Source organism: Pyxidicoccus sp. M15 (assembly GCF_056858435.1).
Map to the genome: position 1 here is coordinate 3,594,544 of NZ_CM166495.1, position 25,299 is coordinate 3,619,842.

Genomic DNA, 25,299 nt, shown 5'->3' on the forward strand with positions numbered 1-25,299 from the left:
GGTTTCAATTCATGTGGCGGCGGTGGAGTGCCCAATCAATGTGGGTGCTCCCCGCTGACGAACCAGGCCGCGTGCACGGGAAGAAACTGTGGCACCGTGTCCAATGGCTGTGGTGACACCTACAACTGCGGCACCTGCAGCGGCTACAACTCGTGCGGTGGCGGCGGCACGGCCAACGTCTGTGGTTGCACGGCGCTGACCCAGACCCAGGCCTGTGCGGGCAAGAACTGCGGCACCGTGTCCAATGCCTGTGGTGGCACCTACAACTGCGGCACCTGCAGCGGCTACGACTCGTGCGGCGGCGGTGGCACGGCCAACGTCTGTGGTTGCACGCCGCTGACCCAGGCCCAGGCCTGTGCGGGCAAGGACTGCGGCACCGTGTCCAACGGCTGTGGTGGCACCTACAACTGCGGCTCGTGCAGCGGCTACAGCTCGTGCGGCGGCGGCGGCACGGCCAACGTGTGCGGCTGCACGCCAATGACCAAGGCCCAGGCCTGTGCGGCGGCGGAACGGCAGTGTGGCAGCGCCTCGACGGGCTGCGGTGGGTCGGTGAGCTGTGGCACGTGTCCGACGGGGACGAGCTGCAAGGCCGGAGTCTGCTCGGGCAACGTCGAAACCCTGCGCGACTCCAGCACCGAGGAGCTCCTGGAGTCCTCGCCATGAAGACATCTCGAAGGTCGCAATCGGGTTGCAGTGGTTCCAAGATCAGTCATCGGGGAGAGGGACGCAGCGTGAAGCGGAGCCTGTTCGTGTTGTGGGGGATGGTCCTCGCCGCCGTCTCGTGTGGTCCTTCCGACGAGGGCCCCTGGAGTGGGAGCGGGGCGCTGGAGCCGCGTTCCGCGGAGGCCCGGCTCGCGACCATGCCCGCGGAAGTCCTCGTGCCCAGCCAGAAGGGCTCGGATGGCCTGGTGGCGGGCCAGGTCACCGGCCAGTCCGGAGTCACTCCGGATGGTGCGGCAACCTATTCGCTTCCGCTCTGGCTGCCGGCCGGCCGCGCGGGCATGCAGCCCGAGCTGGCGCTGGCGTACCGGAGCGACAAGGGCAACGGGCTGCTGGGGGTCGGCTGGAGCCTGGCGGGGGTGTCACGCATCTTCCGCTGCGGCAGGAGCCAGGCGCAGGACGGAAGGACGGAGCCCGTCACCTTCACGGATGCGGACGCCTTCTGCATCGACGGGACGCGCCTGGCGGGCCTGGTGGGGGTGTACGGCGCGGCGAATACCGAGTACCGGACCGAGCTGGAGAACTACACGAAGATCATCTCCAAGGACTCCGACAGCCTGGGGCCGAAGCAGTTCCAGGTCTTCACGAAGAACGGACGGAAGCTGACGTACGGCCTGCTCCATGGCTCCACGCTGGAAGGCGTCCGTACGCGGGCCCGGCCCGACGGAGACACCGGCATCACCGTCACCGGGGACGGCCAGCTGCACCGGATGTCCTGGGCCCTGGCGAAGGTGGAGGACCGCAGCGGCAACTCCATCGAGTACCACTACTCGGTGCAGCACAACCCGACGACGCTGAGCTACGAGCAGACGCTGGACCGCATCGAATACACCGTGTCGTCGGTGGGCGCGGGAATGCCGGCCACCCGCTTCGTCGAGTTCGGGTACGAGCCCCGGGGCGACGCACACCATGCCTACGTGAACGGCTTCCACACGGTGACGAGCCAGCGGCTGAACGAAATCCGGGTGAGGGCTCCCAATCCCATCACCGTGGGCCCCGTGCGTTCCTACAAGCTGAAGTACGTCGAGCACGCCATCAGTGGCGTCAGCCTGCTGGACACCTTCCAGATGTGTGATGGGGCCGGGGCCTGCATGCGTCCCGTCTCCTTCGGGTGGACACCCGGAAGCAACGACTTCGAGGAGGTGGATACCGGAATCACCGACGCGACCCAGGGGAACTCGACCTTCTGGACCCTCAACCCCGTGGACGTCGATGGCAATGGCCGCGACGACCTGGTGTACCGCAAGCCCTACGACAGCAGCACCACCCTCCGCTACAAGTGGACCATGCGGTTCGTGTCTCCCTCCGGGCAGATTACGGGGGATGACGCCGTCCACCTGCCGGTGCTCTGCTGGGACGCGAGGTCCGGGCACGACGGCCGCTGGGCGGACGTCAACCTGGATGGCGTCATGGACGTCAGCCTCCTGGAGTGGACATCGTGTGGCCCCGGCCCCTCCAACCGGCTGAAGCACTTCCTGCGGACGAACTACCCGCCGCCCTCCTACAACGTGTTCTCGGAGGTGGAGGACGACGGCAACCAGGGCAGCGACTTCTGGTTCACCGACCTCAACGGCGACGGGCTGCAGGACCTGGCGCGAGTGGCCGTGACAAACGGCTCGGCGCAGCTGGGCTACCGCCTCAATGCCGCGGGAAGCCTGCAGCCCTTCCAGGCCATCAACGTGTCGGACCGCAACGACAACGCGCGGATGGTGGTCAACCTCGAGGGCACCAGCAAGACGAGCCTGCTCATCATCGAGAAGCGCAACTACCCGGGCCTTCCCGGACACTACGAGACGGTGGGGCAGCGCTACTGGGCGTTGACCCTGCGCAACGGCGCCTTCGAGAAGAAGGAGACGACGCTCGTGCGCACGGATGTGTCGCAGATGCAGTACCTCTTCGTCGACGTCAACGGAGACGGGCTGCCCGAGGCGGTTCGCGCGCACAAGGACGGCGGTGACCTGGAAATCCAGACCAACACCGGGGATGGGTTCGCCCCGCCGCACGGCTCCGGGCTGGCGCAGGACGCGCCGAAGCCGGGCTCCTTCAGCAAGGACAACGGCATCCGGGTGCTCGACTTCAACGGAGACGGGCGGCAGGACCTGCTGCTGATGGATGACGCGGGCCTCACCCGCGCGAACCTGGTGGTGCTCCAGTCGAACGGCACGGGCTTCGTTCCTCGCGTGCTGCCCATCCCCGTGGGCCAGAAGACGCTGCGCGGCTACAAGATGTCGCAGGTGCTGGACGTCAATGGCGACGGGCTGACGGACCTGGCCCAGGTCGTCAACGGCACGCTGCGGCTGTACGTGCGCAAGGGTCAGGCTCCGGGCCTGCTGACGAGCGTCACGGACTCGTTCGGCTCCCGGGCGGAGTTCTCCTACAAGCCGATGTCGGACGCGTCCGTCTACACGCCGGGCACCACGTGCACCCAGCCCCAGGTCTGCATGCGCAAGGGCCGGTGGCTGGTTTCGGAGCAGCGCCTGGACGCCGGTGCAATACACCCGATGCGGACTCGCGAGTTCACCTACGAAGATGGGCGCTCGGACGTGAGCGGGCGCGGGTGGCTGGGCTTCGCCGCGATGACGGTGCGCGAGGTGGAGGCCGGAACGGAGGTCCGCGCCGAGTTCGACAACCAGACGCGCGTGGGAACGCACTACCCCTACGCGATGCGGCCCCGCAAGGAAGTGGCCCGGATTACCTCGGAGGGGCGTCTGCACCTGCAGACGCGAACCATCTCCTACAGCTACAGCCTCCGGAGCACGTCCAGCGGCGGCAACATCCTGTCCGTCCTGCCCAACCTGGCGACGGAGGAGGTGTATGACCGGCTGGAGACCGACCCCGAGACAGCCGGGCTGCTGCGCCGCGTGGAGACCGACTGGGACTACGACGAGGTCTACGGGAGTGTCACCCGCCGCCGGCAGACGACGGGCTCCGACGTCCTGCTCTGGACGGCGGAGTATCAGAACGACCCGGTCACCTGGCTGGTGGGCCTGACGAAGACCGAGCGCGAGACGAGCACCGTCAATGGCGTCGCGGTGACGCGCACCCGGACGTTTGCCTATGAGCCGGGAACGGCGCTGCTGGCGAGCGAGACGGTGGAGCCGGGCGACCCGGTGCTGGAGTCGGTGACGACGTACCTGCGCGACGCGAACGGCCTGGCCACGACGGTGACGCGCAAGGGGGCGGGTGTCCCCGACAGGCCCATCGACATCACCTACGACACGGTGGACCGGACCTACCCGACGGTGCTGACGACGCACGTCGCGGGGGGGCCCGACCACGTGGTCAGCTTCGCGTACCACGGCGGACTGGGCCTGCCCGCGGCGAAGATGGACGAGGCCGGGCTGTCCACCTTCTGGAAGTACGACGGCTTCGGGCGGCCGCGCGTCGTGGCGCCTCCGGACATGGGGGCGTCCTACCTCGGCTACTCCGCATGCGCGCAAGGCGAGCCCTGCGCGCTGAAGGTGTCCAGCTCGCGGTACACGTCCCCGGCAGGGGAGGGCTCCTATGACATGGTCTCCACGTTGGACCGGCTGGGGCGGCCCAAGAGCAACCAGACGCCCGGGTTCAATGGGGGGCAGGTCATCACGTCGAACGAGTACGACGGGTTGGGCCGCCTGGCGGTGCAATACCTGCCCTCTCCCTCGGGTGGGGCGCAGGTCTATACGTCCTTCATCTACGACAACCTCGGTCGCCCGCTCCGCGCGACGTACACGGGCGGCGCGTTCCGCGCCTGGAAGTACGAAACCGGCAAGGTGACGTCCTGGGACGAGAAGGGCAACGCCGTGGTGACGACGCTGGATGCCTATGGGCGCACCCTGACGACGGAGGACCAGCTGGGCACGGGGCGCGTGGTGACACACCATGCGTACGGCCCCTTCGGGCTGCTCGAGTCGGTGACCAATGGCTACGGCCAGGGTCCCCACTATCAGTATGACCGGCGCGGACGTCAGACGCGGCGCGACGACCCGGACTCCGGCCTCACCCTCACCGCGTACAACCCGTTCGGTGAAGTCACCCGGGTGACGGACGCGAACAACGACGTGAAGGAGCTCGTGCGGGACGCGCTGGGCCGCATCGTCACCGAGACGAGCCGGGACGGGGTGTCGCGCTTCTTCTGGGACACCGCGACGCAGGGAGGGACGCCCTACGCGTTCACCGGGAAGCTGCTGCGCAGCGTCCAGGAAGGCGACCCCGCGAACGTGCTCGACGACATCGCCATCGACTACACGTACGACAGCAAGGGCAGGCCCCAGGGTGAGAAGTGGAACGTCGAGGGGCAGGACTACGCTCTGGGCTGGACATATGACGTCTATGGCCTGCTCCGGCGGGTGACGTACCCGGGGCTGGGAACGCAGTCGTTCGCCGTGGACCTCGAGTACAAGGACTGGGGGGAGCTGGAGTCGGTCAAGGACGCGTTCAGTCCGACCGTCTACTGGCGAGTCCAGGGCCGCAACGGGCTGGGCCAGTCCACCTCCGAGTGGTTTGGCAACGGCGTGGTGAGCCAGCGCCGGTACGACACGCGAGGCCGGCTCACCTTCATCGACACCCAGGCGGGCACCCAGCCCCGTCAGGCCCTGGCCTACGAGTACGAGGCCAACAACAACATGCGCAGCCGGCATGACCGGGTGTCACAGACCACGGAGGACTTCAGCTACGACACGCTGGACCGGCTGAAGACGTGGACGTCGTTCCAGAACTGCGGCTCGACGGTGGTCGACTACAGCTATGACGACCTGGGCAACCTGCTGGGCCGCTCGGTGCTGCAGGGTCCGGGCGACAGCCTCTCGTACTTCTACGAGGGGACGGGAGGTGCGGGGCCGCACGCGGTCACCCGCTCCTCGCTGGGGGCCTACACCTACGACAGCAAGGGCAACCAGCGCACCGCTCCGGGCCGCGCGGTGGACTACACCACGTTCGACCTGCCCTCCCGCGTCGTCCAGGGCGGGCAGAGCGTGACGTTCCGCTACGACGCGATGAACCGGCGCACCGTGAAGCGCTCCTCGAACGGGGACGTGACAGTTTCCATCGGCGGGCTGTACGAGGTGCGGCGGACGGCGGCGGGGACGTCGGTGCATGCCTTCACCGTGCATGGCGCGGAGCGGCCGGTGGCGCAGGTGTCCTGGGCCGCGGACACGGCGGGCACGGTGACGGCGCAGAAGGTCCTCTACGTCCACACGGACCACCTGGGCTCGGTGGAGACGATTACCGACGCGGCCGGAGGCGTCTTCGAGCGCCTGCGGTACGAGCCCTTCGGCGGGCGGCGGTATGCGCATGACCTGGACAGTCCCCGCTCGCGCAGCAACCCCCGGGTGCGCGAGGGCTTCACCGGACACGCGCACGACGAGGAGCTGGGCCTCATCGACATGAAGGGTCGCATCTACGACCCGACGCTGGGGCGGTTCCTGAGTGCGGACCCGTTGATGGTTGGACCGAGGAAGAGCCAGGCGCTGAACCGCTACAGCTACGTGCTCAACAACCCGCTGCGCTACACCGACCCGACGGGCTTCGAAACGAACGAGCTGCCCGTCATCATCTACGACAGCTGGTACGGCGGCTATGCCCCCGCAGGAGGCTCCTACAGCACCGTCACCCACACCTGGGGCAGCTGCAACATCACGGAGTCGTCGAAGACGTGTGATGTGGGCATGAACATCCAGGGCGTCTGGCGGCCGTCGCAGGAGTTCAGCTACCTGTTGTCGCGCAGCTGGCTCGGCTGGTCGGACTGGCAGCTCCAGACGCTGGAGTTCGGAAAGGGCTTCCTGCTGGGAGGCCTGGCCGCGCCCATTCCCCTGTTCAGCCTCTTCGTGAAGCCGCCGGAAGGGCAGTCGCGGCACTTCTACCTGGGCTATGCCACGGCCCTGGGCATCGCGGGAGGCATCGAACTCGGGCTCGCGGCGGTGGCGCTGGGAGGCGGCGGCACCATTGGCGCTGGCGGCATGGCGGCCAACGCCACGGGGGTCGGTGTGGTGGTCGGCGCTCCGGCGACAGCGCTGGGCGTCAGCATCGCCACCGTCGGGGCCGCCTATGCGGTGCTGGGCATCGCCAACGTGGTCGCCGCGGCGCACGCCGTGCAGATGGCCAACCAGTCCGGCACGGCCGCGAGTGGAAGCTCGGGACGAACCGACCAGGATGCACAGAAGCCGATAAGAGACGCTGAAATCCAGCCCGGGAAGCACCACTCCACAGAGGGGCGCCTGTCCGTCGAAGAGGCTGTCGACCACGTGCGGAATGGAGGTGACGTCATTGCTCCGGACAAGAGCACCGCGAGATCGATCGCCGAACAGGCCGGCAACGGCAGGGCTGTCTGGGATCCGCCACATGGAGACCAGCAATTGCCGCACTACCATCCCCTGGGACCGAATGGCGAACGGGTAGGCGGACACGTCCTGTATTAGGGCGTGCCCACGAGAGCGGCCGGGAAGACGTTTCTGCCCGGTCGCTCGGAACACTCAGCCGTTGAGCGAGAGACGCATGATCTATGGTTACGCAAACAGGACGATCAATGAGTATGGGCTCCAGGAGTTGCGAGAGGTCACGCTCGCCATGACGCCCGCTCAACTCAGGCAGGTGGCCGGTTTCCTGCTGGAGATGGCGGACGAGATGGAAAGGGGCACCCTGCGAGGCCCGAATGCGCATCGCCACCTGACGACGATGAATCCAGGATGGAGCAAGGAGCACCCGTCCGCTGACATCATCGTGACGCCCTCCCGCGGCGAAGGGGAGTGATGTCCTCGGTGTAGGTGGCTCGGGAGAATGACCACGGCTGATTACATTGAAGGCTTGTCCCGTTGCGGTGGCACCTTCCGCGAGCTGTCGCGCCGTGAGCGCTGGCAGTGGATGCAGGCCTGGCGCGACGTCTACGCGGCGTCGCTCCATGCCGAAACGGGGGCATGGAAGCATGGGGCGCTCGACTGGCACGTGTTCAGCTTTGGGTACGCGCGAGCACTGCGCGGCTCCAAGGCGCAGCATGCCTATTCTCTCGAGCCACCGGGGGCACTGCTGGTGGTTCCGGAGAGCGAAGCCCTGCCCGCCGTGAGGCTCGAAGCCGAGCGCCTGCCGGACTTCAGTCTGCTTCGGCAGGACCTCTACATCTGGCCACCCGACCTCGCGTGGACGATGGCCTTCACCCACGAGCTGCCCGGCGGGAATGGGCCGTACTTCAGCCGGAGGGAGTGGATGGATTGACCAGGCGCTTCGCGGGTGAAGGCCCTTGAGTCTGGCCAAGGCCTTGCGCGCCGCCTACGCCGGTTGAGGGCGCTGGCGGCGCGCCCGCGCACGGCGCTCGGCGCGGAGCATGTCCCACATGCCCCAGCCGCTGATGACCGCCAGCGCCACCCCGCCGAGCGCCAGCACGTAGCTGGGGGCGCCGGCATTCCCCACCTCGAGGGTGGCCACGGCCGGGTCCGCCGGCTCGTAGTGCACCGGCACGTGGCTGCCCGAGGCGTAGTGGTGCGTCACGCGCTGCGCGTCCGGCAGCGAGCCCGCATCATTGCCGCCGAACGAAATCGTGCTGGCCGAGTAGGGCGTGCCGGCCACCGAGTACTGGTAGCGCACCTCCGGGTGGAAGCGGGTGCCTCCGCGACGGCTGCGAATCGTCTCCACCGACGAGGAGGTGATGGTGGCATCCGCCGTGGGCCAGTTCGCGCTCTGGTACGCCCGCACCACCGTCCGCGCGCCTCCGAAGGCCAGCATCGCCCCCAGCAGCATCATCACTCCCGCCATCATCACCTTCATCATCTCGGTCTGCCCTCGTCTGCCTGGTGGCCCGCCGCGCGAGCCTTCCCGGCCGACGCGTGGTTCGTGTCGTGCACTGCATGGGACACGCCAGGGGCCGCCCCTGGGAGGACCCCTTCGAGCGCCGTCCCCGTGGGGCAATCCGCCCCGGATGGGGCATTTCGCCTCGGTGTCACCCCACTTTGGCCTCCCGGGGCAGGCGGGAGCGGGGCAGACTGTTCCCTCACCATGCCCTCCTTCGACACCGAGCTCGATACCGCCCGCCGCATCGCCCGCCAGGCTGGCGACATCCTCCTGCGCATCTACGCCACCGACTTCTCCGTCCAGGACAAGGCCGGCGGCATGGGCCCCGTCACCGCGGCTGACGAGCAGGCCAACGCCTTCATCGTCGCCGAGCTGCGCAAGGCCTTCCCCGGCGACGGCGTGGTCGCCGAGGAGTCCGATAACGGCTCGGAAGGGAAGCGCGAGCGCTGCTGGTACGTGGACCCGCTCGACGGCACCCAGGAGTTCGTCAACCGCAACGGCGAGTTCGCCATCCACATCGGCCTCGCCGTGGGCGGGCAGGCGACGGTGGGCGCCGTCTTCCGCCCGGTGGGCAACAAGCTGTTCTCCGGCGTGGTGGGGCAGGGCGGCTTCGTGGAGGACGAGGGCGGGCGCCGGGCGCTGCGCGTCTCGGACGTGGCGGAGCCGGCGTCGCTGCGGCTCGTGGTGTCGCGCTCGCACCGCTCGAAGCTGACGGACGCGGTGGCGAAGCAGCTGGGCATCACCCGCGAGAAGGAGTCCGGCTCAGTGGGCCTCAAGTGCGGTCTGCTCGCCGAGGCCACCGCCGACATCTACATCCACACCAGCGGCAAGAGCTACCGCTGGGACAACTGCGCGCCGGAGGCCGTGCTGCGCTCGGCCGGGGGCATCCTCACGGACCTGGGCGGCACGCCGTACTCATATGACGGCTCGGAGCTGCAGAACCACCGCGGCCTGCTCGCGTGCAACGCCGCGGCCTTCCCGCACGTGCAGCCGGTGGTGGCCCGCTTCGCGCGCGAGGCCAGCATCATTCCCTGACGCTGCGAGCACCGGGGCTCCGCGCCCAGACCTCCAACCGGAAGGGCGGAGTGCGGTGCAGGGCGCTTTCGCGCCTCGACTCAGCCCGCGTCCGCCGCGCGGCGCAGCTCGGAGAACAGGCGCGCCAGGTCCGCGAGCTGATAGTGCGCGTTGAGCCCGCTCGGGTTGGGAAGCACCCACAGGCGCGCCGTGCCCAGCGTCTCCGGCTGGAGACCGGGCTGCGCCTTGGGGCGGCCGAAGGCGGTGCGGTACGCGCTCACGCCCAGCACCGCGAGGATTCCCGGGCGGTACTTTCGCACCTTGGCCTCCAGCGACTTCGCGCCCTCGCGCAGCTCTGCGTCCTCCAGCAGGTCCGCGGTGGCCGTGGCCCGGTCCACCACGTTGGTGATGCCGTAGCCCAGAGGGAGCAGCTCCTCCTGCTCGAAGGGCTGAAGCCGGCGCGGGGTGATGCCCGCCGCGTGCAGCGTGGGCCAGAAGCGGTTGCCCGGCCGCGCGAAGTGGACGCCCACCACCACCGAGTAGAGGCTGGGGTTGATGCCGCAGAAGAGGACGCGCAGTCCGCGCTGGATGAGGTCCGGCATCTTCCGACCGGTGGCGGCGTCCAGCTCCTCGCGCGTGGGCTTGCGTGGCGGTGTCATCATGCGAGGAGGGATATTCGCCGTCCTACCCCCGAAGGCAACGAGAAGCGACGCGACGTCCCGGGTGGGGCGGCCGCCGGACATCGTGTCTGACGGACGCTCGCCCGGCTGGCGGCGCGGCCCCGGGTGGGGCAGGCTCCGCGCGCTCCCGCTATCTCTCAACCCCGGCGGCGCACAGCGCCAGGAGAACGCTCGAGATGCCCCACATCGTGACGCTGACGCTCAACCCGGCCATCGACGTGGCCACGTCGGTACCGGAGGTGACGCCCGAGCACAAGCTGCGCTGCGGCCCCGCCCGTCGAGACCCGGGAGGCGGCGGCATCAACGTGGCCCGCGTCGTCCGCGAGCTGGGCGGAGAGTCCATCGCCGTCTATACCCGCGGCGGCCCCACCGGGCTCATGCTGGAGCACCTGCTGGAGGAGAAGGGCCTGCTGCGCCGCTCCATCCCCATCGAGGGCTATACCCGCGAGAGCTTCACGGTGGCCGAGGGCAGCAGCGCGCGCGAATACCGCTTCATCCTCCCCGGCCCCTCGCTGTCGGAGCGCGAGTGGCAGCGCTGCCTGGACGCGGTGTCCGAAGTGGCCGTCGGCGCCGCCTTCATCGTGGCCAGCGGCAGCCTCCCGCCGGGCGCCCCCGAGGACTTCTATGCCCGCGTGGCGCGCCTGGGGCGGACGCAGGGCGTGCGCGTGGTGGTGGACACCAACGGGCCTCCCCTGCGCGCGGCCCTGGAGGAGGGCGTGTACCTGGCGAAGCCCAACCGCCGCGAGCTGAGGGACCTCACCGGCATGAAGACGGAGGACCTGGCCACCCAGGCCGCCGCCGCCCGCGAGCTGGTGGCCAGGGGGCGCGCGGAATTGCTCGCCGTGTCCATGGGCGCGGACGGAGCGCTGCTGACGACGCGCGAGGCGCAGTTCCGCGCGACGCCGCCGCCGGTGGAGACGCACAGCTCGGTGGGCGCGGGTGACAGCTTCGTGGCCGGCCTGACGCTGGCCCTGGCCCGCGGCAGGTCGCCCGAGGAGGCCCTGCGCTGGGGCATCGCCTCCGGCACGGGAGCGCTCCTCTCGCAGGGCACGGACCTGTGCCACCGCGCCGACGTCGAGCGCCTGTTCACCCAGGTCCAGACGGTGCCCGTGGTCCCGGCGTAGCCCGCCTTCGAGAGCCCCGCGCGTGTCCCCTCCGAGTCCTTCGCCGTCCTCGCCGTCTCGCTTCACGTCCTGGCACTGGCTCGGGCTGGCGGTGAGCGTGGCGCCCCTGGCGCTCTATGCCTTCTCGTCGCGGGTGAAGGACCTGGAGCTGTACTTCAACACGGCGCGGGCCTTCCTCGGCGGGGCCACGCCCAATCAGGACTTCCGCTTCGAGTACCCGCCCTATGCGCTGCTGTGGTTCGTCCCCGCGGCATGGCTGGGCGGGACGCTGAAGTCCTTCGTGCTCCTCTTCGGACTGCAGCTCACGCTCTTCGATGCCGCCAGCAAGTGGCTGCTCTTGTCCGAGGGCGTGCGGCGCTGGGGGCACTCGCGCCGGGCCTGGGTGCCCTTCGCGGTGTACTCGGTGGCGAGCTGGGTGATGAGCGTCCACTACCTCAAGCGGTATGACCTCATCCCCGCCACCTTCACCCTCGCCGCGCTGGTGGCGCTGTCCCGGCGGCGGGACGTGCTCGCGGGGCTGGCGCTGTCGGTGGGCATCGTCACGAAGCTGTACCCCGTGGTGCTGGTGCCGCTCGCGCTGGCCGTGTGCTGGCGGCGGGGCTCGTGGCCTTCGGCACGGCGGCTGGTGCTGGGACTGGTGCTGGGCGCGCTGCCGCTGCTGCCGCTGAGTGCCTTCTGGCCCTGGTGGGGCTTCGCGTCCTTCCATGTCGCGCGGGGGCTCCAGGTGGAGTCGCTCGGGGCTTCACTGCTGTGGGGCGCGCACCTGCTGGGCTGGGTGCCGGACGTGGCGTGGGTGCATGCGCCGGCCGCTTATGAGTTGCACGGCGCGGCGGCGGAGTGGGTGCGGGGCGTGTCGCGGTGGCTGTGGGTGGCGGGCTCGCTGGGCTCGGCGGCCGTGGGGCTGTGGGCCGTGCGCCGCCGTGCGCCCGAGCGGGTGGAGGACCTGGCACGGCTGGCCTTGGGGCCGCTCATCGCCTTCGTCGTCCTCAACCCGGTGCTCAGCCCGCAGTACCTCGTCTGGCTCACGGGCGCGGCGGCGCTGGCGCTGCTGTCCGGCCCGCGCGCGGCGCCCGTCGCCGTCTTCATCGCCGCGGTCATGACCCGGGGCATCTTCGCGGGCAGCACGTACAACACGGGCATCGGTGCTCCGCACGAGGTGCTGCTGCTCGTGCGCAACGGCCTGCTGCTGTTCGCGGGCATCACGCTGGTGCGCGAGGCGTGGCGGAGCGCGGCTGGAGCGGAGCAGGCCACCGTGCGCCCCGAAGCGCGGAGCTGAGGCGGGACACGGCAGGCCCCGCGCACTCCGCCCCTCCCGTCGGGCGGAGGACTCGCGGAATGAGCGTTCCTTCCGCGGCTGCCGGGCTCCGGGCGGGGCGGCCCCGGCGGGTTCACTCCGTGTTCCCGCCGCCTGGCGCCGAGTCCCTGTATCAGCGGCGGTGGACGGTGCCGCCCTTCATCACGAACCGCACCTTGCGCAGCGCGGTGATGTCCTGCGTCGGGTCCCCGTCCACGGCGACGAGGTCCGCGAGCAGCCCCGCCTTCACCTGTCCGAGCCGGTCCTCGCGGTGAAGCATGCGCGCGTTGCCGGACGTCGCCGCCTGGAGCACCTGCACGGGCTTCATCCCGTATTCCACCATCAGCTCCAGCTCGCGCGCGTTCTCTCCGTGCGCGAAGACGCCCGAGTCACCGCCCACGCACATGGGCACTCCGGCGGCCAGCGCCGCGCGGAAGCTGGCGCGCTTGGCGGCGATGGAGGCGGGCTCCGGGTCCACGCCCTTCTTCCAGCCGCGGTACTGGAGGACGGCGTCCCCCGCCGCCAGGGTGGGGCAGAAGAAGACGCGCCGCTCGGCCATGAGCTTGAAGACCTCGGGCGTGCCGTCGTCGCCGTGCTCGATGCTCTCCACGCCCGCCAGCACCGCGCGGCGCATGCCCTCTGCCGAGCTGGCGTGGACCACCACCGGCCGGCCGCTGTCCTTCGCCGTGTCGACGATGAGCTTCAGCTCCGCCTGGGAGAAGGTGGGGCGCGCCTCGCCATGGGGGCCCCAGCGGTAGTCGCCGTAGACCTTGATCCAATCCGCGCCGTGGCCAATCTGGCTGCGCACCACGCGCACCAGCGAGTCCACGCCGTCGGCCTCCTCGGCGCCCTGCGGCACATGCCACTCGGCGGCGAAGCCCTTGGGGCCGTAGCTGCCGGTGGCGACGATGGCGCGCGTCGTCACCACCAGCCGGGGCCCGGGGATGATGCCCTGGTCGATGGCCTGCTTGAGCCCCACGTCCGCGTCCGCGGCGCCCTCGGTGCCCAAATCCCTCGCGGTGGTGAAGCCCGCCAGCAACGTGGCGCGCGCGTGGTTCGTCGCGCGGGCGACCCGCAGCGCGAGCGACTCCTTCAGCACCTGGTCGTTCCACGACGTTTCGTTGTACGGGTGCAGCAGCAGGTGGGAGTGGCCCTCGATGAGGCCCGGCAGCAGCGTGGTGCCGGACAGGTCCACCACCTCCGCGTCCGCGGGCGCCTTCACCTGCGCCTCCGGGCCGGCCGCGGTGATGCGGTCTCCCGTGACGAGCACCACCCAGCCCGCCTGGGGCTTCGCGGTGACGCCGTCGAAGACGCGCGCGGGCCGCAGCAGGTACGACTTCGGCGCGGCGGGCGCCGGAGTGGTGGTCTGTGCGGAAGCGGACGAGAACGCCAGGGCGGCAAGGAGGGGCAGGACGCGCATGGCGGCGGATGATGGCGCGCGGGCGGGGCGGCGGCCACTCCGTCGTTTCGGGGGCAGGGAGGCAGGCCACGCTCTCCAGGCGAGCACGGCGCGGGAGCGGTTGTTAATTCGACGCCATGGCTCGCGATGACCGCGTGAATGCCCTGCTGCCCGTCGAGGTCGAGTTCCAGAAGGAGAAGGCCTCGGGCCTGCGCCGGACGGGCGAAAAGCTGGAGGAGTTGCTGTCGGAGCTGGCCCGGGCCGAGCGCGAGGTGCGCGCGCACTCGGGCCCCGGCCGCGCGGCGCTCTTCACCCGCTACCGGGCGGTGCGCCTGGAGGCCGAGAAGCAGCGGTGGAACTTCATGGTGCAGCGCGAGGCCTGTGGCCTGCGCAACCACAGGGAGCTCGACATCCTCTACCCGATGCCACCGCCGTTGAAGGAGTGACCGCGGTGGCGCGCCGTCCTCAGGCCGTGGTGCGCCACGCGGCGATGGCGAAGAGCAGCCACCCGGCGAGGAAGCCCAGTCCGCCCAGCGGGGTGATGGCGCCCAGCACGCGGACGCCGGACAGGGCGAGCGCGTAGAGGCTGCCGGAGAAGAGGACGATGCCCGCGAGCATCGCCCAGCCCGCGCCTGACAGCAGCGGGGAGGGGCGGAAGTGCCCCAGCAGGCCCACGGCCACGAGTCCGAGCGCGTGGTACATGTGGTAGCGCGCTCCAGTCTCGAAGATGACCTGGAGGTCCTGCGGAAGCCGGGCCTTGAGCGCATGCGCGCCGAAGGCTCCCGCCGCCACGGACAGGAAAGCGTTCACCGCACCGAGGACCAGCCACATCCGCATCATCGATCGCCTTTCATCGCAACTCCGTCTGGGGCACGCTACACCGCCGCTGACGGAGCGTCCTGGCCGACGTGAACTCCCGGGGACGCACCCATTCGAATGACCTCACCCACACTGATTCCCTCCCCGAAGCCGATTCCCTTCGAGCTGCGCCCGTCCTCCATCCAGGGCACGGGTGCCTTCGCCACGCGCCGCATCCGCAAGGGGGCTCGCATCATCGAGTACATCGGCGAGCGCATCACCCAGGAAGAGGCCGACCGCCGCTACGACGACGAGGCCATGGAGCGCCACCACACGTTCCTGTTCAACCTGGACGACAAGGGCCATCACGTGCTGGACGCGGGCACCGTCCACAACGAGTCGCGCTACATCAACCACTCGTGTGAGCCGAACTGCGAGGCCCTCATCGACAAGGGCCACATCTACATCTACGCCCTGCGCAACATCGAGCCCGGCGAGGAGCTGGTCTACGACTACGCCTACGAGCGCACCGAGGGCATGGGCCCGGACTCCGAGGCGCTCTACGTCTGCAGGTGCGGCGCGCCGAAGTGCCGGGGCACCATCCTCGCGCCGCTGAAGAAGGAGCGCGCGCCGAAGAAGGCGACCTCGAAGGCGAAGACGAAGTCCCAGTCGAAGGCCCGGGGCTCGGACACGCGGGCCAAGAAGGGCGCGGGGAAGAAGGGCGCCTCGTCCAGCAAGTCCACGAAGCGGACGAAGACGGCGGGCCGCAAGCGCGCGGGGTGAGTCGGCTCACGGCAGGGGCTTTGCAATCGGGCTCAGGGCAGCTCTCACCCCTGCCCCCGGAGTCCTGCCATGCGCTCCCGTGTCCTTGCGTTCCTCGTGCTCTTCCCGCTGTCCACGATGGCCGTGGGTTGTTTCCCCTTCCATGCGCGGTACCAGACGGTCTCCTCCGGCTTCGTGGGTTGTGCGCCCGAGCAGATCCAGATCCTCAATGAACGGTCCGGGGTGGAGGGCATGAGCTGGGAGGCGGTGTGCAACGGGCACCGGTTCTTCTGCAGCCGTGTCGATGAGCGGTCCGAATGCACGGAGGCGCTGGGCTCCGCATCCGACAGGGTGGCCGCTCCGGCCTCCCCCGAGACAGCGCCCGTCCCCGCCTCTTGAGGCGGTGGGAGGGCGCATCCCCTGACATAGAGTGGAGGACGTGAACGACGTCCTCCGCTTCGTCCTTTCCGAGTCTCCCGAGCCGCTTCCCCTCGACTCCGTCGACGCGTGGTGGACGCGCCACCAGGCGCTGCTGCCACGCTTCCCGGCGCCCGCGGACCTGGCGCTGGCCGGTGGCTTCCTCGCGGACAGGCTTGGGTATGCGTTTGCCTCCGGCTACCACGCCGCGCACCGCTCCCTGTTCCCCATGCTCCCCGCGGACCGGCCGTGCGCGCTGTGCGCCACCGAGCCGGGCGGCGCGCACCCTTCCTCCATCCAGACGCGGCTGACGGACACGGGCTCCGGGCTGACGCTCCGTGGCGAGAAGACGTTCGTCACGCTGGGGACTCGCGCGGAGCTGCTGCTGGTGGTGGCCAGCGAGGGCCAGGATGCCCAGGGCCGCAACCGGCTGCGCATGGTGGCCGTCGATGCGAAGCGGCCGGGTATCCGCGTCACGGCACTGCCAGAATTGCACTTCATCCCCGAGGTTCCGCATGCGGAATTGGCACTCGAGGACGTGGCCGTGGCCCCGGACGAGGTGCTGCCCGGGGATGGCTACGCGCGTTATCTCAAGCCGTTCCGCACGGTGGAGGACTGCCATGTCCACCTGGCGCTGCTCGGGTGGCTCCTCCAGGTGGCGCGCCGGAGCGGCTGGCCGGAGCCCGTGCGCGAGGAGCTGCTCTCCCTGGCGGTGATGATGCGCGGGCTGGCCCAGGCGGACCCGTCGGAGGCCACCACGCACCTGGCGCTCGGCGGCGCACTGGCGCTGGCGAAGCGCACCGTGGAGGCGTGCGAGCCGCTGTGGGAGCGGACGGACGCGGCCACCCGTGAGCGCTGGGCTCGCGACAGGAAGCTGCTGGACGTGGCCGGCAAGGTGCGCGCGAAGCGGCTGGAAACGGCGCGGCAGCGGGTGGTGGGAGGCGCGGCGGCTGGCGGCGAATGAGCACGGGTGCGGAAGCGCGGGACCCGCATGCACATCGCGAAGAGGCCGGGAGGCTCGAGGCGGGAGGAGAGGCTCTCGGCGGGGCCACGCCCGACAAGAGAAGGGCCGTGACCCCATTGCGAGGTCACGGCCCGTCAAGGCCCACCGTGAGGTGGAGTGCCGCTCAGTAGCGCCCGCCGCCCACGGCGGAGACGAGGGCGGAGAGGATGCGGTTCTCCACGCCCCACACGGCCTTGTTCACGCCCTTGACGCCGGCGCCGCGCAGGTAGTCCGTGAAGTCGTGCAGCGCGGTGGAGCGCTGCATGCCCTCGCCCTTGGCCGCGTAGAGCAGCGGCGTGTTGGGCGCGCCCGTCAGGCCCAGGTCCGGGCAGGCCTCGGAGAGCTTCTGCGGGTCGATGCCCGTGGCGGACGCCAGCATGGCCACCGTGAACTTGTGCACCGGCAGCTCGCGCGCGTTGGGCACCTTGTCCAGCACCTTCTGCCGCGTCTTCGGGTCCGTGGCGAGCTGGTCCAGCGTCACCTTGGACATCGCGATGAGCTGGTCATTGGTGATGTGCTTGCTGTCGAGGATGGCGCGGCCGAACAGGCTCGCCGGGGTGTCACCCTTGATGCTGATGTCCTTGCCCGGCATCTGCTGCATCCGCGCCCACATGGCCTGGACGGCCTTGCCCACCTCGGTGTCCGGGCCGCCGCGCCAGGAGCCCGGCGTCGGCTGGGCCGCCACGCGGACCGCCGCCGCGCCCTTGAAGGTGCTCAGCCCCGTGTGCCCGACCTCGTTGGTCTTCGCCGTGCGCGCGGCCTGCTGCGTCGTCTGGGGCTGGGCCGCCGGCGTCGGGGTGGAGAGGGCTCGGGGGCGGCTGCGGATGGGGTCCATGGACGAGGCTCCGGCAATTCGGCTGATTAAAGGATTATCGCAGGTGCCCCGGCGAAGGTTGCGTCCGGCCGCTCCCAAGGCCCGTGCACTCCCGGGCGGGACCGCTATGTTCCCGCTCATGAAGAAGACCTTTCCCGCTGACTTCGCCGACCTGCTCACCCCCAAGGGCCGCCGCATCCTGGAGGGGAAGGACCGGGAGGTGACGGGGGCCCTGCTGGACCCGGAGCGGCCCTTCGTGGCGCTCCAGGGCGTCATCGACGCGCGCAGGGCCGCCGCCTGCCGGGATGCCCTCGACGCCGCGCTGCGGGACACGCTGGTGCCCATGGAGGACCCCATCCCCCATGACTCCATCTCCGGCATGACCATGAACTACATGGAGCTGCTGCCCAAGACGGTGCGCAACCGCACGGCGCTGCTGGAGAACCGCCGCTCCCGCTCCTACCGCGCGGCCGAGGCGGTGGGCCTGACGGACATGATGCGCTCGGACAGCTTCGCCGCCTTCGCCGCCGCGGTGACGGGGCGCGCCCTGCGCCGCCGCTGGGGCATCCAGGTGCTGTGCTACGGCCCGGGGGACTACTCGGGGCCCCACAACGACCACCACCCCGAGGAGCCCGAGGCCCGCGACGGCTACGTGGACATGCACGTCAGCCTCACGATGCCGGGGGTGGACCACCAGTACCTCGTCTACGCGAAGGACGGGCACTTCAGCGAGATGACGCGGGTGAGCACCGTGGGCGGCATCACCGTGTACCGGCTGCCCTTCTGGCACTACACGACGCCGCTCCTGGCGAAGAAGGGCGCGGAGGACTCGTCCCGCCGCTGGGTGCTGCTGGGCACGTTCCTGGACGCGGCGCCGGGGGCGAGGGCCGGCTCCACGGTGCTCCCGGCGGGGGCTCCGGAGGGCCGCCCGCCCGCCAGGGAGGCGACTTTCGGGAGTGGCGGAGGGGCCGGACGGCGTTAGCTTGGGGCGCCCTATGAGCCCTATCGACACCGACGCCCTGGCCCGAGACCTCCTGGAGTACATCGACGCCTCGCCGACGCCGTACCATGCGGTGCGCGAGACGGCCCGCCGCCTGACGCAGGCGGGCTACCGCGAGCTGGACGAGCGCGAGTCCTGGACGCTGAAGCCCGGCGAGCGCGTCTTCGTCACCCGTGGAGACACCAGCATCGCCGCCTTCCAGCTCGGCTCTGCGCCGGTGGACCGGGCGGGCTTCCGGCTGGTCGGCTCCCACACGGACTCGCCCAACCTGCGGCTGAAGCCGAACGCGGCGGTGACGAAGAACGGCTACCAGCAGCTCGGCGTCGAAATCTACGGTGGCGTGCTGCTGCACACCTGGACGGACCGGGACTTGTCGCTCGCCGGCCGCGTCATGGTGATGGTGGGGGGCAAGCCGCAGGGGTACCTGGTGGACTTCGCCCGGCCGCTGCTGCGCGTGCCCAACCTGGCCATCCACCTGAACCGGAGCGTCAACTCGGACGGGCTGAAGCTGAACGCGCAGGACCACATGGTGCCGGTGCTGGGCCTGGAGAGCGCGGGCCCGGTGGAGCTGCGCGCGCTGCTGTTGCAGGAGCTGGCAAAGGGCGGGGTGAAGGCGGAGGCGGGGGACATCCTCGGCTATGACCTGTGCCTCTACGACTTGCAGCCGTCCATCCGCTCGGGGGCGCACGGGGAGTTCCTCCACGCGCCGCGCCTGGACAACCTGGCGAGCTGCCACGCGGCGCTGTCCGCGCTGCTGTCGAGCAGTGAGCCGGGCGAGGCCACCAGCGGCGTCATCCTGTTCGACCACGAGGAGGTGGGCAGCCGGAGCGCGCAGGGCGCGGCGTCGCCGTTCCTGCGCACGCTGCTGGAGCGCTTCACGCTGGCGCACTCGGACGGGCGGCCGGACGCGTTCCACCGGGCGATTGCCCATTCGTTCCTGGTGAGCGCGGACATGGCGCACGCGGTGCACCCCAACTACGCGTCCCTGCACGAGCCGAAGCACCAGCCGCACATGGGCGCGGGGCCGGTCATCAAGTCCAACGTCAACCAGTCGTACGCGACGGACGGCGAGTCGTGGGCGTTCTTCACGTCGCTGTGCCGCGAGGCCGGGGTGACGCCGCAGCACTTCGTCACCCGCACGGACCTGGGGTGCGGCAGCACGATTGGGCCGATTTCGGCAGGGCAGCTCGGGATTCGCACGGTGGACGTGGGCAACCCCATGCTGTCCATGCACTCCATTCGCGAGATGGCCTGCGCGACGGACGTGGGGCAGATGGTCGCGGTGCTGCGGCAGTTGTTCAAGTAGTCCGCAGGACATGGGCCCGGCCCCCGCCATGAGTCGCGGGGCCGGGCCGGTGTGGCGCGTCAGTTCTGCACGGTGAAGCGGATGACCAGAGGCACGCCGCCCACGCCGTCACCATTGGCCGCGCTGTACGGCGTGGCTCTCAGCACGTGCGTACCCGTGGTGAAGGTGAAGGGGTTGTAGTCGGTGGGCGTGGCTTCCCCGGCGAGTGAGTAGGGGAAGGTGCTGTCGTTCACGGGCGTCGTGCTGTCGTAGGCGAAGCGGACGCTGCCGACGGTGGGCTGGAAGGTGCTGGCGCGGATGGTGAGCTGGGTGATGCCCTGTGCCGCGAGGTCACTCCGGTCGATGACCGCGTTGTTGTAGAGCGGGTCGTAGCCGGGCACGGGCTGGTCGTTGGCCGCGTTGATGAGCGTGAAGCTGTTGGTGGCGCTCACGAAGTTGGGCAGCGCCGGGCCCGTCGGAGTCACCGTCAACGTGTTGCCGCCGAAGGTACGGACCTGGAAGCCCTGGAAGGGCTCGTTGTAGAGGCGCGACCAGTCCTGCAGGGTTCGCAGCGCCATCAACTCGCCCAGGCGTACCGCGTGGTCGTGGTCGCTGCGGTAGTGGACCCCCGCGAAGAGGCGTCCGACGCCAATGTTCGACGCCAGCTTGTCGAGTTCGTCGAACATCATCAGCGTGCCGCCAGAATACGGAGAGCGTGAGGCGTTCGAACTCGCTACTTCAGGGTTGATGATGGGAAAATCCGCGTAGAACGCCTTGATGACCGTTACGCCCGCGCCGATGTAGGTCGAGTGACCTGAGCCGTAAGCTGGATGTAAGGGGGCGCCTTCAGGGAATGCTTGAGGAAGCAGGTATGTGTTCGTCGCGAGTGGAAGGAGATCATTGTCGCCACTGCTACGCGCGAAGATCAGCGGCAGTGCCGGAGATGCAAGCAGTTCCGCTGGAACGGGGTAGACGCGTGCACCCGTTAGGGTGTTGTGCACACGTCCGCCGTATTCTTCGGGACGCAGCCTGCGGTGCACACTCCACTTTTGGAACCACTGAGCGCGCAACACGGTGTTCGTCACCAATGCAGTGATTGTCTGTGCTTCGCTGTTGCCAAACGTGACGAAGGGCTCCTGCTTGGTATAGTTCCGGTAGGGATTGTTCGGATCATTCGCACGCGGCGAAGACTTTGGGTCGGGGTCGTACTGCCCACTTGGTAAGAAATCGCCCTGTCTGGCCACCAGCAGCGCTGCGTTCAGGCTGGCCTGGATGGGGTAGTCAAAATGCACGTACTCAGCGAGGTCTCTTCCCTTCCGGATGTAGCTCGGTGAGGAGAGAAAATCTGCCCGTGTGTCGGTCGGGTCGGCCGGTGCCGCACCGTTCTGAATGCTCAGCCATTCATTGTATGTGGTGATTCGATCATCTCCATTGGGCCTGATGAAGATGCGCTGGGTGATGACTTGGTGTGCGGACGGTTCGGCGTATCCGGGGGGAGGATTGACCTCCGAGGTGTTTGTGGAAGGGCCGCCGCCGTATGGTATGTCTTTTATCAGAAACTGGGAGAGGAAAGGACCAGGGATGGCGCCCGCGAGGTCTGCACGAAAAAGAGTCGCGGGCGTCACCAAGCCATTGCTAGCTCGTGCACCTCTGTATTCTCGAAGCTGGCTTAGGCGGGTGGCGGCCTGGGAAATGGTTGAGTTATAGGCGTACTGGTCGAAGGTCACATCTCGAACGAGCGCCATCCAGTAGAGTTCATCCATCTCTCCTGCCACCTCGGCACTTGTGAAGGTGGGCGCGGGCCGCATGGTGATGGCCTGCGGACTGGCACCTTCAAGTACGAGCGAGTACCCCCCCTGCGGATTGACGAATTGTCGTGTACCACCGAGGACGATGGCCTCGAAGTCCGCTGGGTTGCCTGTCATGAGGGCCTGGAGCAATTGGCCGTACTGCACCAGGTCAGGCTCTCCGAACTGGTTGTGCGGCAGGCCCTTGGAGTAGCTGGCGAAGCGGGTGGGGTAGAGCGCCTCGTCTCCATTGTTAGTGTGGGTGGGCAGGGGCTGGCTGCGCTGGAACGTGGCTGCGTCGATGCGGACTTGCTGGTTTCTGTCTGCCTGTGCGGTACCCGTGAGCTGCGCCTGCGCCGGTGGAGCGAGGAGCAAGGCAAACAGCAGAAGACGGACGCGAGATGGCGCTTCCATGGAAACTCCGGGGATGTGGGAGCTGCCCGGACACGGTGGGAGGACATGGAAGAGGCGCGTCAGCCCAGGCATTGCCTTTGATAACGCCGTCGTTGGTGCATCAGTGTCGTGGGGGCGGAGGTTGATTGCCTATATTTGAGTCTGGGATTTGAAAGCAGACGAATGCTCGCGAGAGCGCCTCTATACGAACCGATCAGATGTCTTGCGGGAAGCAAATGCGTGTTCGGAGAGGGGTTGAGCGCTTCTGTAGGACGATGTCTGTGGGTCGTTCTGGTTGTTTGTGAATAATCCGTGAATCGTGCTTTCAGGTCGTGTTTTCGCGCTTGGTGAGTTGCTTTTCTTGCTTCTGTGTATGGTTCTCCTGGGTGTCCAAGCTGTCACGTATGTCCGCTGTCCCACGCGAAGCCCTCCTTGGCCTGCTGCGGCAGTTGTTCAAGTAGTCCGCAGGACATTGGCCCGGCCCCCGCCATGAGTCACGGGGCCGGGCTGGTGTAAGGGTGGGGCCGTGCCCGGCCCGAACCTGGAGCTCCTCCAGTTCTACAGGAGTGAAATCAAGTTCGAGAGCGACATGCTCTCCAGCCGCCTCAACGCCTTCATCGCTTCGCAGGCGTTCCTGGTCATCGCGTACGCGAGCTCCATGGGCGCGCTCGCGCGCGACTGGCACAACCCGCTCATCCTCGTGCTGCCGCCGTCGCTGGCGCTGCTGGGGCTGGTGCTCGCGCTGCAATCCCTACCGGGCATCCGAGCGGCCCACGCGGTCATCCAGGAGTGGCACCTGCGGCAGCGCGAGTTGCTCGCCCGGGCCGAGGAGCTGCACGAGTACCGCAAGGCCCTGTCTCCGACGGCGGAGGACCGGGAGATGGGCGCGGAGATGAGGGACTGGTTCAAGCAGGGCACCGTGTTCGCGAAGCACGCGCCCTGGATATTCACCGTGGCGTGGTGCCACTTCGGCGTGCTGCCGCTCGTCCTGCACTTCTGGCGGTGACTACGAGGCCCGCCGGGACAGCCGCCGCTCCCGTGCCTCCGCCAGCGTGCCCGCGTCCAGCAGCACGGCCGTCTTCTCCGGCGCGGACAGCGGCTCCATTGCACCGCCCAGCAGCTTCTGCCGCGCGGACGCCAGCGCCACCGGCGCCGTCTCCAGGCCCGGCTGCGACTCCAGCAGCGCCAGGTGCAGCGCGTGCGCCCGTGCATCCGTGAGCACGTGGTCCACCGCGTCCGCCACCGGCGCCACCGCGTGCTCCTCCGTGACTTCCCGCGCCCGCGACAGCACCGCGGGAGGCTCTGTCTCCTCGGGCATGAGGAACAGGCCCATGCGCTCCGCCCACGTGCCCAGCGACGCGCGTGCGGTGAGCACGGAGAGCGGAATCGACAGCAGCAGCCCCGCCACCACCGGCGCCATCCACGCCAGCAGTCCCGGGGACAGCAGGAACGCGCCCACCGCCAGCGCCATGCCGAAGGCCGTGTGCACCGCGTGCCGGCGCGCGGCCTCGGACCAGGGCAGGTCCGCGTCCTCGCGCTGCTGGCTGGACCACGTCACCCGGTAGCCCAAGAGCGTCCCGAAGACGAAGTGCGACTGGAACAGCATCATCACCGGCGCCAGCAGCGTGGCCAGCACGCTCTCCAGCAGCACGCTCGCCACCAGCCGCGCCCGGCCGCCCATGCGCGCCGCATCCTCCCCCCGCGCCAGGGCCAGCGTCAGCCCCAGCACCTTCGGCGCGAACAGCATCCCCATGGACACGCTGAACAGCCGCAGCGCACCGTCGGAGTCGAAACCCAGGGCCGCGTGCTCGGGCAGATGCGAGAGGGAAACCCACCCGTCATGCAGCGCCGCCACCAGCCCCGCCACCAGGAACAGCAGCCACAGCGGTGACGCCACGTAGGACATCACGCCCATCAGGAAGTGCCCCCGGCTGATGGGGTGCAGCCCGCCCGCCATGACGAGGCTCAGGTGCTGGAGGTTGCCCTGGCACCAGCGCCTGTCGCGCTGCGCGTACGCGAGCAGGTTCGGCGGCGGCTGCTCGTAGCTGCCGCCCAGTTCCGGCACCAGCCACACCGTGTACCCCGCGCGCCGCATCAGCGCGGCCTCCACGAAGTCGTGACTGAGGATGTGCCCGCCGAAGGGCTGCTGTCCCGGCAGCACCGGCAGCCCGCAGTGCTCGATGAACGCCGAGGTGCGGATGATGGCGTTGTGGCCCCAGTAGTTGGACTCGCCGAGCTGCCACGCCGCCGCGCCCGCCGCCACCACCGGCCCGTACACCCGGCCCGCGAACTGCTGCAGCCGAGCGAACAGCGTGCTGCGCCCCACGCACAGGGGCGGCGCCTGGATGATGCCCGTGCGCGGGTTCAGCTCCATCAGCCGCGCCATCTTCACCAGCGTGCGGCCGTCCATCAGGCTGTCCGCGTCCAGCACCACCGTGTTGTCGTAGTGCCGGCCCCAGCGCTCGCAGAAGTCCTGGAGGTTGCCGGCCTTCTTCCCCGTGTTGTCCGTGCGGCGCCGGTAGAAGATGCGCCCCTGCCCACCCACCCGGCGGCACAGGTCCGCCCACGCCAGCTCCTCGGCCACCCAGGCCTCGGGACGCGTGGAGTCGCTCAGCACGTAGAAGTCGAAGGACTCCAGGTGCCCCGTGGCCACCACGGACTCATAGGTGGCCTGCACGTTGGCGAACACGGCGGCCGGGTCCTCGTTGTGGATGGGCATCACCACCGAGGTGCGCGACGTCAGCCGCGTGGACTCCTCCTCCGCCGTGGGCCAGCGCAGGCCCGGCATCCGTCCGCCCAGGGCGAGCTGGAGGAAGCCCGCCACCGCCGTCCAGAAGGACAGGGCAATCCACCCGAAGCACAGGGCGAAGAGGGCCACCAGCACCACCTCCGGCGCGGTGGTGCCGCGCACGCTCAAGAGGCGGTGCATCTCCCACGTCCCCAGCAGGGTGGACGCGGCGGCCAGGCCCAGGACGCAAGCGCGCCTCGGCCCGGCGCTCTCGGGTGAGAACGAATGGGCGTGCATGAAGGGCTCCGAAGGGGACGGTGCGC

The 25,299-nt window shown here is 69.3% G+C and carries 21 protein-coding genes; 14 read left to right on the top strand and 7 right to left on the bottom strand.

The window, feature by feature from the left end:
• The first annotated feature begins 96 nt into the window (after nucleotides 1–96).
• From ACX9TP_RS13490 to ACX9TP_RS13505, 4 genes are all read left to right on the top strand, one after another.
• Nucleotides 97–663 carry a hypothetical protein gene (locus ACX9TP_RS13490; protein ID WP_482980127.1) on the top strand — a complete coding sequence of 189 codons (567 nt, stop codon included), beginning with the start codon at nucleotides 97–99 and terminating at the stop codon, nucleotides 661–663.
• A gap of 197 nt (nucleotides 664–860) precedes the next feature.
• Entirely contained in the window at nucleotides 861–7,115 is a 6,255-nt protein-coding gene (locus ACX9TP_RS13495; protein ID WP_482980128.1) for an RHS repeat-associated core domain-containing protein, read from the top strand.
• A gap of 76 nt (nucleotides 7,116–7,191) precedes the next feature.
• Nucleotides 7,192–7,446, top strand: a complete 255-nt coding sequence (locus ACX9TP_RS13500; RefSeq protein ID WP_482980129.1) for a hypothetical protein — start codon at nucleotides 7,192–7,194, stop codon at nucleotides 7,444–7,446.
• 54 nt (nucleotides 7,447–7,500) lie between these two features.
• A complete protein-coding gene (locus ACX9TP_RS13505; protein ID WP_482980130.1) occupies nucleotides 7,501–7,905 on the top strand; it encodes a DUF4275 family protein in 405 nt (134 codons plus the stop codon).
• 54 nt (nucleotides 7,906–7,959) lie between these two features.
• On the opposite strand, the gene ACX9TP_RS13510 is transcribed toward ACX9TP_RS13505, so the two are convergent.
• A complete protein-coding gene (locus ACX9TP_RS13510; protein WP_482980131.1) occupies nucleotides 7,960–8,457 on the bottom strand; it encodes a DUF3592 domain-containing protein in 498 nt (165 codons plus the stop codon).
• Nucleotides 8,458–8,682: 225 nt separating this feature from the next.
• On the opposite strand from ACX9TP_RS13510, the gene ACX9TP_RS13515 reads away from it, so the two are divergent.
• The gene (locus tag ACX9TP_RS13515; RefSeq protein WP_482980132.1) at nucleotides 8,683–9,513 is read left to right on the top strand and encodes a 3'(2'),5'-bisphosphate nucleotidase CysQ family protein; all 831 of its coding nucleotides are present in this window, start codon (nucleotides 8,683–8,685) and stop codon (nucleotides 9,511–9,513) included.
• A gap of 80 nt (nucleotides 9,514–9,593) precedes the next feature.
• Here ACX9TP_RS13515 and mug read toward each other — a convergent pair whose 3' ends face one another.
• Nucleotides 9,594–10,094: a G/U mismatch-specific DNA glycosylase gene (gene mug, locus ACX9TP_RS13520; protein WP_482982163.1), complete on the bottom strand. Its 501-nt coding sequence runs from the start codon at nucleotides 10,092–10,094 to the stop codon at nucleotides 9,594–9,596.
• 254 nt (nucleotides 10,095–10,348) lie between these two features.
• Between mug and ACX9TP_RS13525 the strand changes: the two genes are divergently transcribed.
• The gene (locus ACX9TP_RS13525) at nucleotides 10,349–11,296 is read left to right on the top strand and encodes a 1-phosphofructokinase family hexose kinase (RefSeq protein WP_482980133.1); all 948 of its coding nucleotides are present in this window, start codon (nucleotides 10,349–10,351) and stop codon (nucleotides 11,294–11,296) included.
• Nucleotides 11,297–11,318: 22 nt separating this feature from the next.
• A complete protein-coding gene (locus ACX9TP_RS13530; RefSeq protein ID WP_482980134.1) occupies nucleotides 11,319–12,572 on the top strand; it encodes a glycosyltransferase 87 family protein in 1,254 nt (417 codons plus the stop codon).
• A gap of 151 nt (nucleotides 12,573–12,723) precedes the next feature.
• On the opposite strand, the gene ACX9TP_RS13535 is transcribed toward ACX9TP_RS13530, so the two are convergent.
• A complete protein-coding gene (locus ACX9TP_RS13535) occupies nucleotides 12,724–14,010 on the bottom strand; it encodes a metal-dependent hydrolase family protein (protein WP_482980135.1) in 1,287 nt (428 codons plus the stop codon).
• 116 nt (nucleotides 14,011–14,126) lie between these two features.
• Here ACX9TP_RS13535 and ACX9TP_RS13540 point away from each other — a divergent pair, with 116 nt between their 5' ends.
• Complete coding sequence (locus ACX9TP_RS13540; protein ID WP_482980136.1) at nucleotides 14,127–14,435, top strand: hypothetical protein; 309 nt, start codon at nucleotides 14,127–14,129, stop codon at nucleotides 14,433–14,435.
• Nucleotides 14,436–14,454: 19 nt separating this feature from the next.
• On the opposite strand, the gene ACX9TP_RS13545 is transcribed toward ACX9TP_RS13540, so the two are convergent.
• Complete coding sequence (locus ACX9TP_RS13545) at nucleotides 14,455–14,829, bottom strand: DUF423 domain-containing protein (RefSeq protein WP_482980137.1); 375 nt, start codon at nucleotides 14,827–14,829, stop codon at nucleotides 14,455–14,457.
• 96 nt (nucleotides 14,830–14,925) lie between these two features.
• On the opposite strand from ACX9TP_RS13545, the gene ACX9TP_RS13550 reads away from it, so the two are divergent.
• The 3 genes from ACX9TP_RS13550 (at nucleotide 14,926) to ACX9TP_RS13560 (ending at nucleotide 16,930) form a co-directional block, all read left to right on the top strand.
• Nucleotides 14,926–15,570 (top strand): SET domain-containing protein, encoded by a 645-nt coding sequence (locus ACX9TP_RS13550; protein WP_482980138.1) that lies wholly within the window; start codon nucleotides 14,926–14,928, stop codon nucleotides 15,568–15,570.
• Nucleotides 15,571–15,639: 69 nt separating this feature from the next.
• Nucleotides 15,640–15,948 (top strand): hypothetical protein, encoded by a 309-nt coding sequence (locus ACX9TP_RS13555; RefSeq protein WP_482980139.1) that lies wholly within the window; start codon nucleotides 15,640–15,642, stop codon nucleotides 15,946–15,948.
• 40 nt (nucleotides 15,949–15,988) lie between these two features.
• The gene (locus tag ACX9TP_RS13560; RefSeq protein ID WP_482980140.1) at nucleotides 15,989–16,930 is read left to right on the top strand and encodes an acyl-CoA dehydrogenase family protein; all 942 of its coding nucleotides are present in this window, start codon (nucleotides 15,989–15,991) and stop codon (nucleotides 16,928–16,930) included.
• A 163-nt stretch (nucleotides 16,931–17,093) separates the two neighbouring features.
• On the opposite strand, the gene ACX9TP_RS13565 is transcribed toward ACX9TP_RS13560, so the two are convergent.
• Complete coding sequence (locus ACX9TP_RS13565; RefSeq protein ID WP_482980141.1) at nucleotides 17,094–17,804, bottom strand: hypothetical protein; 711 nt, start codon at nucleotides 17,802–17,804, stop codon at nucleotides 17,094–17,096.
• Nucleotides 17,805–17,922: 118 nt separating this feature from the next.
• On the opposite strand from ACX9TP_RS13565, the gene ACX9TP_RS13570 reads away from it, so the two are divergent.
• Nucleotides 17,923–18,765, top strand: a complete 843-nt coding sequence (locus tag ACX9TP_RS13570; RefSeq protein ID WP_482980142.1) for a hypothetical protein — start codon at nucleotides 17,923–17,925, stop codon at nucleotides 18,763–18,765.
• Between the two features lie 13 nt (nucleotides 18,766–18,778).
• Complete coding sequence (locus tag ACX9TP_RS13575) at nucleotides 18,779–20,089, top strand: M18 family aminopeptidase (protein WP_482980143.1); 1,311 nt, start codon at nucleotides 18,779–18,781, stop codon at nucleotides 20,087–20,089.
• A 59-nt stretch (nucleotides 20,090–20,148) separates the two neighbouring features.
• On the opposite strand, the gene ACX9TP_RS13580 is transcribed toward ACX9TP_RS13575, so the two are convergent.
• Nucleotides 20,149–22,269: a phosphatase PAP2 family protein gene (locus ACX9TP_RS13580; protein WP_482980144.1), complete on the bottom strand. Its 2,121-nt coding sequence runs from the start codon at nucleotides 22,267–22,269 to the stop codon at nucleotides 20,149–20,151.
• 505 nt (nucleotides 22,270–22,774) lie between these two features.
• On the opposite strand from ACX9TP_RS13580, the gene ACX9TP_RS13585 reads away from it, so the two are divergent.
• Entirely contained in the window at nucleotides 22,775–23,254 is a 480-nt protein-coding gene (locus ACX9TP_RS13585) for a hypothetical protein (RefSeq protein ID WP_482980145.1), read from the top strand.
• Here the strand turns inward: ACX9TP_RS13585 and mdoH are convergent, their stop codons facing one another.
• Nucleotides 23,255–25,273 carry a glucans biosynthesis glucosyltransferase MdoH gene (mdoH, locus tag ACX9TP_RS13590; protein ID WP_482980146.1) on the bottom strand — a complete coding sequence of 673 codons (2,019 nt, stop codon included), beginning with the start codon at nucleotides 25,271–25,273 and terminating at the stop codon, nucleotides 23,255–23,257.
• Nucleotides 25,274–25,299 lie beyond the last annotated feature (26 nt).